The organism is Lujinxingia litoralis, from assembly GCF_003260125.1.
Classification (GTDB): Bacteria; Myxococcota_A; Bradymonadia; order Bradymonadales; family Bradymonadaceae; genus Lujinxingia; species Lujinxingia litoralis.
The window spans coordinates 65674-78499 of record NZ_QHKO01000004.1 but is presented as its reverse complement, the minus strand read 5'-3'; the positions used below and the strand labels follow the sequence as shown (position 1 = coordinate 78499).

Below are 12826 nucleotides of genomic sequence, written 5' to 3'. Positions count from 1 at the left end.
CGCCGGCTCGCCAGGCGCATAAAAAAAGCCGCGTCCCTTACAAGGGGACGCGGCTTTTTTATTAAAGAGACCCGGTGCGGGCAGCTTACGCAGCGTGGGCCAGGTACTTCGAGATCAGAAGGATCGCCGCCACACCCAGGCAAATGCCCACGGTGACCACCGGGACCCAGGGCGCCTGGTGGATGGGGCCCTCGTGCTCGTCGTGATTCTCAGCCATGCTTTGCTCCTCAATCTAATCGGGTCGTCGTGGGGTGCCTTGCTAAAACGGCGGCATCTTTGCCAGCCCCGGCCCGAATGTAAAGCAAAAACCCACATCTACGCCTGTGGCAATTCGGCGCGCTTGTCGTGCACCACCGCCGGTAGTACAACCCGCCCTGCGTGAGCGCTCCCCGGCGGTGAGCGCCCTTTTCAAGCTTGAGACTCTCGAGAAAAACGAGGCCCCCCATGGATCTGTTGAAAGTGTTGTCGGAGATGCCCGGTGCGCCGGGTCGTGAAGAACTGGTGCGTGAGTTCATCGAGTCCAAGGTGAAGGGCCTGGCCGATGAGATCCACACCGACGCCATGGGCAACCTGATCTGCCGCAAGAAGCCGGCCGAAGGCGCCACCGACGTGAAGAAGGTGATGATCGCCTGCCACATGGACGAGATCGCCTTCTACGTGCGCCTGATCGACGACAAGGGCTTCATCCGCATCCACAACGCCGGCGGGTTCGACAACCGCAACCTCTTCGCGCGCCGCGTGCGCATTCAGACCCGCGATGGCGAGCTCATCGAGGGCGTGATGAACCCGGGCGGTCGCCCCATTCATATCGCCGCTCCCGAAGACCGCACCAAGATCCCCAAGATGTCGGAGTTCTTTGTCGACACTGGTCTGGATAAGGAGACGGTCACCACCAAGATCCGCCCGGGCGACCCGGTCACGCTGGTGCAGGAGTTCACCGAGCTTGGCGAGATGGCCACGGGCAAATGCCTGGATAACCGGGTGGCCTGCTGGGTAGGGGTGCGCCTGCTGGAGCGCCTGCAGGCCAGCGATAAGTACGATGTGTACGTGGTCTTCACGGTGCAGGAAGAGATCGGCCTGCGCGGAGCGATCACCAGTAGCTACGCCATCGAGCCCGACATCTCGATCGCCATCGACACCACCCTGGCCGTCGATACCCCCGGGGTGCCCGGGGAGGAGCAGATCACCGAGATGGGCAAGGGCGTGGCGATCAAGATCCTCGACGGGTACGCCATCAGCGATAAGGGGCTGGTGGATACCTTCGTGGACCTGGCCGAGAAAGAAGGCATCACCCACCAGTACGAAGTGCTCCCGATGGGCGGCACCGACGCCGGTGCCATGCAGCGCGCGCGCGCCGGCAGCCGCTCCATCGCGCTGAGCGTGCCCACCCGTTACATCCACACCGTGACCGAGATGATCCATAAGGGCGACCTGCGCGCGACCCTGGATCTTCTGACGGCCTACCTCAGCCAGTGAGCCAGTTGATGTCGAAGACGACGCAGGATGTTCGCAGCGAACGCATCGGTTTTTTGGAGCAGTCCGAGATCCGGGCGATGACCCGGGAGTGCACCCGCCTGGGAGGCATTAACCTGGGGCAGGGCGTCTGCCCCTTGCCCTCGCCGCCGGCGCTGCTGGAGGCGGCGGCGCAGGCGGTGCGCGAAGATCTGAGCACCTACAGTCGCTTCGATGGGGTCGATGAGGTGCGCCAGGCCGTGGCCGAGAAGCTGGCGCATTACAACAATCTTCAGGTCGATCCGGAGACCGAGATCGTGACCACGATCGGCTCGGCCGGCGCCTTTGTCTGCACCTTGCAGGGGCTCTTTAACCCGGGCGATGAGATCATCGTCTTTGAGCCCTTCTACGGCTATCACGTCAACGCGATTCGCGTGGCCGGATGCGTGCCGAAAGTGGTGACGATGCAGGCGCCCGACTGGACCTTTGACCCCGAGGACCTGGAGCGTCTGCGCAGCGATCGCACCCGGGCGATCCTGGTCAATACCCCGGGCAACCCCAGCGGCAAGGTCTTTGGTCGCGAGGAGCTCACGCTCATCGCCGACTTCTGCAAAGCCCACGACCTTTTGGCCATCACCGACGAGATCTACGAGTACCTGGTGTACGACGGTCAGGAGCACATCAGCCTGGCCACGCTCCCGGGGATGTTCGAGCGCACGATCACGATGTCCGGGTTCTCCAAGACCTTTGCCATCACCGGCTGGCGCCTGGGCTACGTGGCCGCACCGGCGCATCTGGCCGAGCCCATTGGCCTGGTCAACGATCTCTTCTACATCTGCGCGCCCACGCCCCTGCAGCACGGCCTGGCCCGCGCGCTGAAGGTGATCGGCGACGATTATTTCGATGAGATTCGCACCAAATACAAAGCCAACCGCGATCTCTTCTGTGAGGCGTTGACCCGGGCCGGGCTGACCCCGCACGTGCCCGAGGGCTCGTACTACATTCTCACCGACGTGAGCCGCTTCGGGCTCCACGACGCCCGGGCCTCCGCGATGCATATCCTGGAAAAGGCCGGCGTGGCCTCGGTGGCCGGTTCGGCCTTCTTTGCCAGCGATGGCGGCCGCGACCTGGTGCGTTTCTGCGTGGCTCAGCCCCGCGAGGTGGTCGAAGAGGCCGCTGAGCGCATGCAGGTGTTTCGCTAACGCGCACCCCCCACGCTGCGAGACCACAGTACGTGACGAAAAGGGCGAGCCTTCGGGCTCGCCCTTTTTGATGATGGCCGGGGCGGAGGAGGCGTTGGGGAGGCTAAGTTGCCGGGTCGGGGTGGGCAGCAGGGCCGGTAAGGGGCCTGAGGCGCGGCTCTGAGGTGCTCAGAATCGCCGGTAAGGGGCCTGAGCTGGCGATCTGGCTGTCGAGATCGAGAGGTAAGGGGTCTGAGTGGGCGATCTGGCTGTCGAGATCGAGAGGTAAGGGGTCTGAGTAGCGGCTCTGAGGTGCTCAGTGTGGCAGGTAAGGGGTCTGAGCAGGCGATCTGGCTGTCGAGATCGAGAGGTAAGGGGGCTGAGTAGAGGATCTGTTTCGAACAGAAGGGGAGCTAAGGGGGCTGAGTAGGCGATCTGGCTGTCGAGATCGAGAGGTAAGGGGTCTGAGTAGCGGCTCTGAGGTGCTCAGAGTGGCCGGTAAGGGGTCTGAGTGGGCGATCTGGCTGTCGAGATCGGGAGGTAAGGGGGCTGAGTTCTGATCAAACATTCAGATAACCCCTCGCCGGGGGCGTGTGGGTGACGAGGGTTGGGGGCATGACGCGATGCGTCGGTCGGGCTATGGTGGACGGGCACTTCGTGAAAGGCATTAGGCCCGGGCAGACCCCGGTGGAATGGACACCTTTAAATGAGGTTGTGGCGGATATGGCAAAAGAGATCCGGAATGTGTTGGCGGCAAACCGTGGCGAGATCGCGGTGCGGATATTCAGGGCATGTACCGAGATGGGAATCGCCACCACGGCGATCTACAGCCGGGAGGATCGTCTGGCGATCCACCGCTACAAGGCCGACCGGGCCTACGCGATCGGGGAGCCCGGCAAGCCGGTGGAGGCCTACCTGGATGGGGATGCCATCATTGAGCTGGCGCTGGCCAAGGGGGTGGACGCGATCCACCCGGGGTACGGATTTTTGAGCGAGAACGCCGACTTTGCCCAGAAGGTGATCGAGGCCGGGTTGATGTGGATCGGTCCGCCTCCGGAGGTGATGCGGGCGCTGGGCGACAAGCTGGCCGCGCGCGCGGTGGCGCGGCGAGCCGGGGTCCCGGTGGTGCCCGGGAGCGAGGGGGCGATTGCCACGGAGGAGGAGGCCCTGGAGGCGGCGCAGGCGATCGGCTACCCGCTGCTGGTGAAGGCGGCCCACGGCGGGGGCGGGCGTGGGATGCGCGTGGTGCATGAGGAGGGGGAGCTGCTGGAAGCGCTGCGCGCGGCGCGCAGCGAGTCGCAGGCGGCCTTTGGCAGCCCGGCGGTCTTTCTGGAGCGCTACGTGGTGAACCCGCGCCATATTGAGGTGCAGCTCTTGGGCGACACCCACGGCAACGTGGTGCACCTCTTTGAGCGGGACTGCTCGGTGCAGCGCCGCATGCAGAAGATCGTGGAGCTGGCGCCGGCGCCCAACCTAAGCCCGGAGGTGCGCGAGAAGCTCTACGCCTACAGCCTGCGCCTGGCTCAGGAGGTGGGCTACAGCAGCGCGGGCACCGTGGAGTTTCTGGTTGAGGAGCGCGATGGCGAGTTCGAGGTGTACTTCATTGAGGTGAACACCCGGATTCAGGTCGAGCATACGGTCACCGAGATGATCACCGGCCGCGACTTAATTCAGGCGATGATCCGGGTGGCCGAGGGGGCGCGTCTGAGCGATGCGGCCATCGGCATTGAGGGGCAGGATTCGATTGAGTGTCGGGGGCAGGCGATCCAGGCCCGGGTGACCACCGAGGATCCGGAGCGGGGGTTTGCGCCGGACTCCGGACGCATCATCACCTACCGCTCGGCGGCCGGCCACGGCATCCGCCTGGACGCCGGGGTGGGGGGCTCGGGCTCGGAGGTGTTGCCTTATTACGACTCGATGCTGGTGAAGGTCTCGGCCTGGGGTCAGGACCTTGGCGAGGCGGCGCGCCGGCTGGATCGCAGCCTGGCGGAGTTTCGGATTCGCGGGGTCAAGACCAACCTGCCCTTCTTGCAGCGAGTGGTGCGCCACGAGCACTTCTTGAGCGGGGAGACCCACACGCGCTTTATCGACGAGACGCCCGAGCTCTTTGTCTACCCCACGCGGCGCGACCGGGGGACCAAGGCGTTGCGGGCGCTGGGCGATATTACGGTCAACGGCCCCCCGGGGAGCGCGACTGGCTTTGAGCGCCCCCGGCCGCTGATCGTGCCCCGGGCGCCCCGGGTCAAAGGTCGGCCGCCGGTGAGTCCGGCCTACGCGGTCTTTGAGCAGGAGGGCGCCGAGGGGTTGAGCAAGTGGATCCGCAACCAGGAGGCCCTGCTGGTCACCGACACGACCTTTCGTGACGCGCACCAGTCGCTTTTGGCCACCCGGGTGCGCACCAACGACCTGCTGGAGATCGCGCCGGCCACCGCGCACGCGCTCCCGGGGCTCTTCTCGTATGAGATGTGGGGAGGCGCGACCTTTGATGTGTGCATGAGGTTTTTGCAGGAGGACCCCTGGGAGCGTCTGGCGCGGATGCGTCAGGCGATTCCCGGGGCGCTCTTTCAGATGCTGCTCCGGGGGGCCAACGCGGTGGGCTACACCAATTATCCGGATAACGTGGTGCGGGCCTTTGTCCAGGAAGCCGCAAGCGCCGGGGTGGATGTCTTCCGGGTCTTCGATGCGCTTAACTACGTGCCGAATATGGAGTTGGCGATGGAGGAGGTCGCCCGGGCGGGCAAGATCGTGGAGGCCTCGATCTGCTACACCGGCGACGTACTCGACCCGGATGAGACCAAGTACACGCTGAACTACTACACCGACCTGGCCCGGGAGCTGGCGCGTCGGGGGGCGCATATCCTCAACATCAAAGACATGGCCGGGTTGCTCAAACCCTACTCGGCCCGGGTGCTGGTGGAGGCGCTCAAAGAGGCGGTGGATCTGCCGATTCACCTGCACACCCACGACACCTCGGGCAACGGGGTGGCGATGTACCTGATGGCGGCCGAGGCCGGCGTGGATGTGATCGATTGCGCGTTGAGCTCGATGGCCGGGTTGACCAGCCAGCCCTCGCTCAACGCGGTGGTGAGCGCGCTCGATGGTCAGGCGCGCCGTCCCGATCTCGATGCCACAGCGCTGGAGGGCCTCTCGGAGCACTGGGAGCTCTTGCGCGAGCTCTACTACCCCTTTGAGTCGGGACTGAAGTCGTCGACGACCGACGTCTACAACCACGAGATCCCGGGCGGGCAGTATTCCAACCTGCGTCCGCGGGCGATTCAGCTGGGGCTGGGAGAGCGCTGGCCCGAGGTCAAGCATACCTACCAGCGGGTGAATCAGGAGCTGGGCAACATCGTGAAGGTTACGCCCACGAGCAAGGTGGTGGCCGATTTTGCCATGTTCCTGGTGCAGAACGATCTGAGCTTTGAGGCGATCTACGCGATGGCCGAGCGCGGCGAGGAGATCGATTTTCCGCAGTCGGTCATCGACTTCTTTTACGGCAAGGTGGGGCAGCCCTACGGGGGCTTCCCCGAGAAGCTCCAGTCGATCGTGCTCAAAGGGCGCCAGGCGCTCAGCGGGCGCGCTGGTGAGGGGATGCCCGACTACGACTGGGAGGCCAAAGACGAGGAGCTGCAGGAGCTTCTGGGGCGCGCGCCTACGCGTCGCGAAGCGATCAGCTACGCGCTCTATCCCAAGGTATTTGCGGGGTACGCGCGCACCATCGAGGAGTTCGGGGAGTACCGCATCCTGGAGACGGTGCCCTTCCTCTACGGCATGGAAGTCGGGGAGGAGACGATGGTGGAGATCGAGGAGGGCAAGACCCTGGTGATCAAGCTCATCGCGATCAGCGATGTGCAGGCCGAGGGCACGCGCCGGGTGTATTTTGAGCTCAACGGCCAGCCCCGGGACGTGGCGATACTTGATGCCTCGGCCGAACTCAGCTCCAGCGCGCGGCCTCTGGCCGACCGGGCCAACCCCGGGGAGGTGGGGGCGCCGATGCAGGGTAAAGTGCTCACCATTGCGGTCGCCGTCGGCGATCGGGTCAGCCGGGGCGATACGCTCCTGTCGACGGAGGCGATGAAGATGGAGACCACGATCACCAGCCCGGTCGATGGCCAGGTTATGGCCATTGAGGTTCGGGAAGGCGATTCAGTAGGGGCCGGGGAGCGGGTGGTGATCATCGAGCCTGCCTGAGCCCCCGGGCGCGCCGGCCGGTTTCGCCGGCCGGCGCCGTGCCCATAAAAAAAGCCTCGCCGGGTTCTGGCGAGGCTTTTTTATGGCGAGTTGGGCTCCCGGCTGGCCATCGTGGCGAGCCGGGAAGGGCTCAGGCGCCGCTGGCGTCCAGGCAGCGCTGGAAGTCGCTGGAGAAGCGGGTGCTGTTGCCACAGGCGCGAATGACCGGCGCCGGGGCGCTGCGGAAGGTGGCCGCGGTGGAGACGCAGCTGCGGAAGTCACTGGAGAAGGTGGTGGCCTGGTCGCAGGCGCGGATGGCCGGAGCCGGGCGCGTGCGGAAGTCGGCGGCGGTGCTCAGGCAATGCTCAAAATCGCCGGAGAAGGTGGTGGCTTCACCGCAGGCCTTGATGGTGGCCACGGCGTTGCGGGGGCGAATCTCACTGGCGAGCTCCACGCAGCGGGAGACTCCGCTGGAGAAGCGGCTGTGTTCGCCGCAGGCGTTGATGATCTCGGCGCGGTTGGCACCGGGGCGGTTGGGGCGGTTGGGGCGGTTGGGGCGGTCGTGGTCCCAGTCATCGCAGCCGCAGTTCGGGCCATGGTGGTCGTGGTGGTGATCGTTGTGGCCGCCGCTGCACGAGGAGTCGTGGTGGTGGTCACGATTGCAGCGATCGTCCGGAGAAGGGTTGCCGGGCCGGTGGGGGCGGTCGGGGCGATTGGGACGGTCGGGCCGATTGGGGCGGTTGGGACGGTCGGGGCGATTGGGGCGGTCGGGGCGATTGGGGCGGTCGGGGCGATTGGGACGGTCGAGTTCCCGGATGGGCAGGCGCAGGGTCTGGGCCGGGCGCAACCGGCCGGTGCGGATGGTGGTGATGGTGTTGCGCCCCTGCGTGCCGACCATGCGCAACTCGATGTGCGAGGCGTTGGCGCGGCGGCCCACATTCAGCGTGGCCTGGCCGCGGGGGGAGTCCAGGCGCAGGGCCTGCACGAATTCAAAGGAGCGGTTACGGCCTTCGGGCAGGTAGACGTTGAGGCGCGGCTGGATGTTCGCCCGCTGCAACGCCCGCCAATCTCGCGAATCGACCTGGTAGGTGATGAAGAGCTGGCCGCGGTCGCGCTCGACCTGGAGGGTGTCCAGACGCACGTCAAAGCCGCGGGACTGAGCCGAGGCGCTCGTCGAGAAGAAGAGCGAGGCCAGCACCATCATGGCGGTCACGATCGGGGAGAAGCGGGCAGCAGGAGGGCGTTTCATGATGAACTCCGAGAGTTTTGCTGCGCCGCGGGCCGCCCTGACGGCCCGCGGCACAAGAGGAGGAGATGCTACGTCCGGGGCGAAGTTGCTTAAGTTTCCCGGTCGCATCGTTGAGACGCCGACCTGCTCGCGGTATTCATCAACGCGGCAGGTTTACCTCATTTCATGAAGACAGGTCTTCGGGAGCCCCCTATGAGCGATGATCGAAAGTACAGTCGAGGCAGTAAGTACACGCAGAACAAGCGCGCCTCAGGCCGCAGCGCCGAGCGCGACCGCAAGTCCGCGGCGGCGTATAAGGCCGATCTGGAGAAGTTTTTTACGTCCGGGGCCAAAACCCCCGAGCGTTTTGAGAAGTTGGCCGAGGGGCTGGCCCCCGAGGAGGGCAGCCCCGGGGCGGCCTATCAGCAGGCCGTGGCCGAGCTGCGCCAGATCGAGGAGTTGCCGGCGCTGGTCAAGGCGATCAACGCCTTTGTGGCCGCCGGCCACCCCTGGCCCGATGATGAGGAGGTGCTGATCAAGGCGCTGGATCACCCCCGCGAGCGCACCCTGCACGGGGTGCTCGATCACCTGCTGGATCTGCAGGCACGCAAGGGGATCAAGCGAGGGGTCGCAATAAAGGCCCGGCTCGGGACCCTGAAGGTGGTCTCCGATGATCCGGGCCTTTTAAAGAAGGTCGAAGCGCTGGAATCGGTGCTCTGAAGGCTCAGGGCGCCGGGGAGGTGTCGCCGAGCTCGAAGACTTGATCGAGGCAGGCGGTGATATCCTCGCAGACACCTTCTTCGATGCGCTCGGCGCAGGCGTCGGAGTACTCCCAGAAGACATCGCTGCGGGTGCGGGCCATGCGGTAGCAGGCCTGGCGCAGGGGCTCGGTGGATTCGCCGGGGAGGCACTCGCCATGGGCGTCGATGAAGGCGTCGCAGCGCATCTGGCGATCAAGGGGAAGGTCCAGGCGCACGTAGCAGGTCTGCGGGGCGTCGGCTTCGCGGGCCTCTTCACAGGTGAGGTCTTCGACGATGCACCGTCCGAATTGCTCGACGGCGTCCAGGCTCCACTGGCGGATGGTGTTCTCGCAGCGCGGGCGGCAGTCGGATTCGGCAGCCTCACAGGTCTCGAGCTTTTCGCACATCGTGCGGCAATCCAGCCCTTCTACGCCCAGGGGGCTGCGGCAGACGAAGTCTTCGCAGACCAGGGGGGCGCGGCAGTCGTCATCGGCGCCGTTGCAGAACTCGCCATCGTTGCCCTGCTTGATGGTGTCGTCAGCGCGACAGGCCAGAACGTTGAGGCTCAGAACGACGAGCGCGGCGATGGTGAGGGGGCTAAAGAGAGGTCTGGCAGAGAAGGGCATGGCGCTCAAGTCCTTGATCATGGGTGCGCGCAGCGCTGGCCAAAGGTCGAATTTAACGAGGGTTGGGAGTAGCACAGGGGCCGGGCTTTGACAAACTTTGTGCCGGCGGCCCGGGCTCTCGGGCCGATTTGCCGGGGTGGATGGCCGGGTGGTAGAAGGTCAACGAGACGTTCACACGACAACAGACTGGAGGCGGTGATGAGTTCGACGGCGAATCAAGCGGTAGAATCAACCCAGCTCTCTGCGGCACTGGATCCGCATCGACGAGGGTCGGTGGTACGGGCCTTTGGCGAGGTGTTGACCGGCAAGGAGCGCGTGGCGTTAGCGGGGTGGCAGGCGGCCAGCTACATGGTCGAGGCGGCCTCCGGGGCGGCGTCGGTGGTGGTGATCCTGGAGGACGAGGCCGGCTGCCAGCTGGCAGGCGAAGCCGCCGCGCGTCAGGGGCTGGCGGCCAAGGTCGAGGTGGTGCAGGCCGGGCTGACCGAGGTCACTCTGGGGCAACGCGCCGATGTGGTGATGTACCTGCCGGTATCGACCTGGATGTTGGAGGGCCCGGACGCCGCGGTGCTGGCCCACCTGGCCGGCGCGGTGCTCAAATCTGGCGGGCAGCTGATCCCCTGGCGAGTGGCCCAGTTGATGGAGTTGGCTCACGTGCCCACCGGCGCCGGGGGCCTGGAGGTGCGGGCCGCCCGGCTGAGTCGTCCCGGGGAGCCGGTGGCGATCTTGAGCGAGTCGAAGCATTTTTTAACCACGGAGTTCGCGTCGGCGGCCCGGGCGCAGGATGGGATTGATGATACGATCTTCATTCACGCGCTGCTCGGCGGGGTGGCCAGCGGGCTCCGTCTGAGCTCGATGGTCGAGCTGGTGCCCGGGGTAGCGCTGATCAGCTCCGAGCAGGCCGGGGGGCCGATTCTGGCGCCCTTTAAAGAAGATGTGGTGGTGGAGGCCGGGCAGACCCTGAGCGTGCATGTGCGCTACCGGCCCGGCCAGGGCCTGGAGACCGCGCGCTTTAGCGCGCGGCTGGCGCTGGGCACGAGTGATCGGGCGGAGTTGGCCGGCGATCATCCGGTGGTTCAGGCCTTTAAGACCGAGGTCGAGGAGATGCTGCGCGGCGTCGATGCCATGGGGCGAGGCGCCGATCTGGATCGGGTGGTCAGCTACACCCGTGAGCCCCACGGCGATGTCTCGCGTCTGACCGCGATGTTCTGGACGGTGGACGATGATTTCCACAAGCCCTTGCGCAAGCTGATCGAAGGCGTGCGACGCGCCGGAGCCGAGGCCAGCGGCCAGACCCCCGGCGACGAGGCGATCTACCAGTGGATGCTGGAGGTCTACGAGGCGGTGCGCGCCGAGGCTTGAGCCTCAAAAGCCAAGAGCAAGAAACCAAAGAGGCTCCCCGTTGGGGAGCCTCTTTGGCTTTAGCTCACTTTTTTAATCCCTGGGAGGGAACTTCAAGAAGCGAGTATGTCTTGACGCTCTTTTAAGCCAACGACCGGACTTGAACCGGTGACCTGCTCATTACGAGTGAGCTGCTCTACCAGCTGAGCTACGTTGGCACGCTCAAGCGGCACTGTGTCTATACAAGTTGGGGGTGGACGTCAAGAGGTGACGATGCGAAAAGATGCCCTGACCCTGGTAGCCCCTTTTTTGATGCTTTTTCGTGTGGGCGCGGCAGGCCTGGTGAGTCCGGGGGCTCGGGGCCTGTGGTGCCGGCTGGATGTGGGAGTGGGAAGATGACGATGTGGGTAACGTGGGCCGAGCGCTGCGCGATGAGCGCGGTGGGTGTGGTGGTGATAACAACGCTGGCCGCTTCGGCGTCGGCGCAGGAGAGAAGCGGGTTTGATGCTCAGACCTTTGCCCCGGTGGTGAGCCCCGGGGCGGTGTTTTCGGTCGATAGCGCCGCGAGCGCCGGGCATCTTCAGCCCTATGGCGCGTGGATGCTGGGGTGGGCCAACGATCCGCTGGTGCTGGAGTATGAAGATGGCTCCCGCGAGCCGGTGATCGATCAGCAGATCACCGGACATCTTCTGGGAGGCCTGGGCTTCGGCGATCGCTATCAGGTGGAGTTGGGGCTGCCGGTCATCTTCAGCACCCGGGGCAGCTATGAAGGCGCCTCGCTGGCGGGTGCCGGCGTGGGGGACCTGACGCTGCGGGGCAAGGCGCAGATTCTGAGGCTGGCGGGGGGGAGGTTCGGGCTCGGCGCAGGGTTTGGGCTGAGTCTGCCCACCGGAGATGCGCTGGCCTATCGAGGCGCCGGGGCCGTGAGCGCCCATCCCGAGGTGTTGGCGGACTATCGGATCGACTCGCCGGCCGGTCCGCTGGTGCTTTCGGCCAACCTGGGAGCTCGCCTGCAAGGGGTGAAAGAGGTGCATGATCTGCGCATCGGACCCGGGCTCACCTACGGGGTGGGGGCGGAGCTGGAAGCGGTGGCCGATGTGCTCTTTGTGGGGGCTGAGCTTTTTGGCGCGTCGGTGCTGGTGGACCCCGCGATCACCACGTCGCCGCTGGAGGCCCTGGTCGGGGTGCGCTGGGCACTCACCGAGCACCTCTCGGTGACCCTGGCCGGCGGTGGTGGTCTGGTGAGCGGCGTGGGAAGCGCGGCGCAGCGCGGCCTGGTAGGGTTGAGCTGGCGTCCGGACGGGGCGCCGGAGCGCGCGGCGGCCCGGCCGCCAGCGTGCGCGGTACAGACGCCTCCCGATTATCAGGGGCCCCGCGACGAGCAGGGCTGCGCCCTCGTGGCGCCGCAGGGCTGCGAGAGTCTGGCCGCGGACTGGACCGGGGCGGTCGATGCGCAGGGCTGCCCGCTGCTCGATCAGGATGGCGACGGCATCCTGGATGCTGAGGATGCCTGCCCCACCGAAGCGGCTGATTTCGACGGACTGGGCGCCGGCGATGGCTGCCCCGAGGACGATGTGGATGAGGATGGGGTGCTCGACCTGGACGATCGCTGTCCCGAGGTGCCCGGGCTGCGCACCCATCAGGGCTGCCCGCCGCCGGTGCAAAAGGCGGTGCGTGAAGACAACGCGATTCGCATTCTCGACAAGGTGTTTTTCCAGACGGATAAGGCCGTGATCGTGGAGGCCTCGTTTGAGCTGCTGGATCAGGTGGCGCTGATTCTGCGGACCAACCCCGATATTTTGCTTCTGGAGGTGGCCGGGCATACCGACCGCCGCGGGGATGCCGAGTACAACGAGATGCTCTCCGAGGAGCGGGCCAAGGCGGTGCGCGAGTACCTGGTCTCGCAGGGGGTGGACGCCTCCCGGATCGTGGCCCGGGGCTACGGATCCGGGCAGCTCTTGGATGAGAGCGACACCGACGAGGCTCACGCCGCCAACCGGCGAGTGGAGTTTAGGATTCTGGAGCAGGGCGACGAAGGGGGGCCGTCGCGGGCGCCTTAAAGAGCGCGCCCCGGAGCCCTGAGCTGGCAAG

The 12826-nt window shown here is 65.8% G+C and carries 10 protein-coding genes and 1 tRNA gene; 7 read left to right on the top strand and 4 right to left on the bottom strand.

The genetic code is table 11. The features are described 5' to 3' along the window. Positions 1-85: 85 nt before the first annotated feature. On the bottom strand, positions 86-217 hold the full coding sequence (locus tag DL240_RS20710) for a hypothetical protein (RefSeq protein ID WP_283808355.1): 132 nt from the start codon (positions 215-217) through the stop codon (positions 86-88). 227 nt (positions 218-444) lie between these two features. Between DL240_RS20710 and DL240_RS09940 the strand changes: the two genes are divergently transcribed. The 3 genes from DL240_RS09940 (at position 445) to DL240_RS09930 (ending at position 6824) form a co-directional block, all read left to right on the top strand. After that, positions 445-1476 carry a M42 family metallopeptidase gene (locus DL240_RS09940; RefSeq protein ID WP_111729740.1) on the top strand — a complete coding sequence of 344 codons (1032 nt, stop codon included), beginning with the start codon at positions 445-447 and terminating at the stop codon, positions 1474-1476. Between the two features lie 8 nt (positions 1477-1484). Further along, on the top strand, positions 1485-2654 hold the full coding sequence (locus DL240_RS09935) for a pyridoxal phosphate-dependent aminotransferase (RefSeq protein WP_111729739.1): 1170 nt from the start codon (positions 1485-1487) through the stop codon (positions 2652-2654). A gap of 702 nt (positions 2655-3356) precedes the next feature. Then, positions 3357-6824: a pyruvate carboxylase gene (locus DL240_RS09930; protein ID WP_111729738.1), complete on the top strand. Its 3468-nt coding sequence runs from the start codon at positions 3357-3359 to the stop codon at positions 6822-6824. A 130-nt stretch (positions 6825-6954) separates the two neighbouring features. On the opposite strand, the gene DL240_RS09925 is transcribed toward DL240_RS09930, so the two are convergent. Next, positions 6955-8052 carry a hypothetical protein gene (locus DL240_RS09925; RefSeq protein ID WP_111729737.1) on the bottom strand — a complete coding sequence of 366 codons (1098 nt, stop codon included), beginning with the start codon at positions 8050-8052 and terminating at the stop codon, positions 6955-6957. A 192-nt stretch (positions 8053-8244) separates the two neighbouring features. Between DL240_RS09925 and DL240_RS09920 the strand changes: the two genes are divergently transcribed. Then, positions 8245-8751 (top strand): hypothetical protein, encoded by a 507-nt coding sequence (locus tag DL240_RS09920; protein ID WP_111729736.1) that lies wholly within the window; start codon positions 8245-8247, stop codon positions 8749-8751. A gap of 4 nt (positions 8752-8755) precedes the next feature. On the opposite strand, the gene DL240_RS09915 is transcribed toward DL240_RS09920, so the two are convergent. Next, the gene (locus DL240_RS09915; protein ID WP_111729735.1) at positions 8756-9418 is read right to left on the bottom strand and encodes a hypothetical protein; all 663 of its coding nucleotides are present in this window, start codon (positions 9416-9418) and stop codon (positions 8756-8758) included. A 177-nt stretch (positions 9419-9595) separates the two neighbouring features. On the opposite strand from DL240_RS09915, the gene DL240_RS09910 reads away from it, so the two are divergent. Further along, positions 9596-10756, top strand: a complete 1161-nt coding sequence (locus DL240_RS09910; protein ID WP_146618223.1) for an SAM-dependent methyltransferase — start codon at positions 9596-9598, stop codon at positions 10754-10756. 124 nt (positions 10757-10880) lie between these two features. Here the strand turns inward: DL240_RS09910 and DL240_RS09905 are convergent. Then, a tRNA-Thr gene (locus tag DL240_RS09905) sits at positions 10881-10953 on the bottom strand. A gap of 55 nt (positions 10954-11008) precedes the next feature. Between DL240_RS09905 and DL240_RS20705 the strand changes: the two genes are divergently transcribed. Both DL240_RS20705 and DL240_RS09900 read left to right on the top strand, forming a co-directional pair. Beyond that, positions 11009-11134, top strand: coding sequence for a hypothetical protein (locus tag DL240_RS20705; RefSeq protein ID WP_283808354.1), 126 nt, complete (start codon positions 11009-11011; stop codon positions 11132-11134). Further along, positions 11131-12795, top strand: a complete 1665-nt coding sequence (locus DL240_RS09900; RefSeq protein ID WP_111729733.1) for an OmpA family protein — start codon at positions 11131-11133, stop codon at positions 12793-12795. Before DL240_RS20705 ends, DL240_RS09900 begins: the two co-directional genes overlap by 4 nt. The last annotated feature ends 31 nt before the right edge of the window (positions 12796-12826 follow it).

Excerpts from the sequence above, each read along its gene's own strand:
- DL240_RS20710 (WP_283808355.1), bottom strand. The coding sequence starts at position 217 with ATGGCTGAGAATCACGACGAGCACGAGGGCCCCATCCACCAGGCGCCC.
- DL240_RS09940 (WP_111729740.1), top strand. The coding sequence starts at position 445 with ATGGATCTGTTGAAAGTGTTGTCGGAGATGCCCGGTGCGCCGGGTCGT.
- DL240_RS09935 (WP_111729739.1), top strand. The coding sequence starts at position 1,485 with ATGTCGAAGACGACGCAGGATGTTCGCAGCGAACGCATCGGTTTTTTG.
- DL240_RS09930 (WP_111729738.1), top strand. The coding sequence starts at position 3,357 with ATGGCAAAAGAGATCCGGAATGTGTTGGCGGCAAACCGTGGCGAGATC.
- DL240_RS09925 (WP_111729737.1), bottom strand. The coding sequence starts at position 8,052 with ATGAAACGCCCTCCTGCTGCCCGCTTCTCCCCGATCGTGACCGCCATG.
- DL240_RS09920 (WP_111729736.1), top strand. The coding sequence starts at position 8,245 with ATGAGCGATGATCGAAAGTACAGTCGAGGCAGTAAGTACACGCAGAAC.
- DL240_RS09915 (WP_111729735.1), bottom strand. The coding sequence starts at position 9,418 with ATGATCAAGGACTTGAGCGCCATGCCCTTCTCTGCCAGACCTCTCTTT.
- DL240_RS09910 (WP_146618223.1), top strand. The coding sequence starts at position 9,596 with ATGAGTTCGACGGCGAATCAAGCGGTAGAATCAACCCAGCTCTCTGCG.
- DL240_RS20705 (WP_283808354.1), top strand. The coding sequence starts at position 11,009 with ATGCGAAAAGATGCCCTGACCCTGGTAGCCCCTTTTTTGATGCTTTTT.
- DL240_RS09900 (WP_111729733.1), top strand. The coding sequence starts at position 11,131 with ATGACGATGTGGGTAACGTGGGCCGAGCGCTGCGCGATGAGCGCGGTG.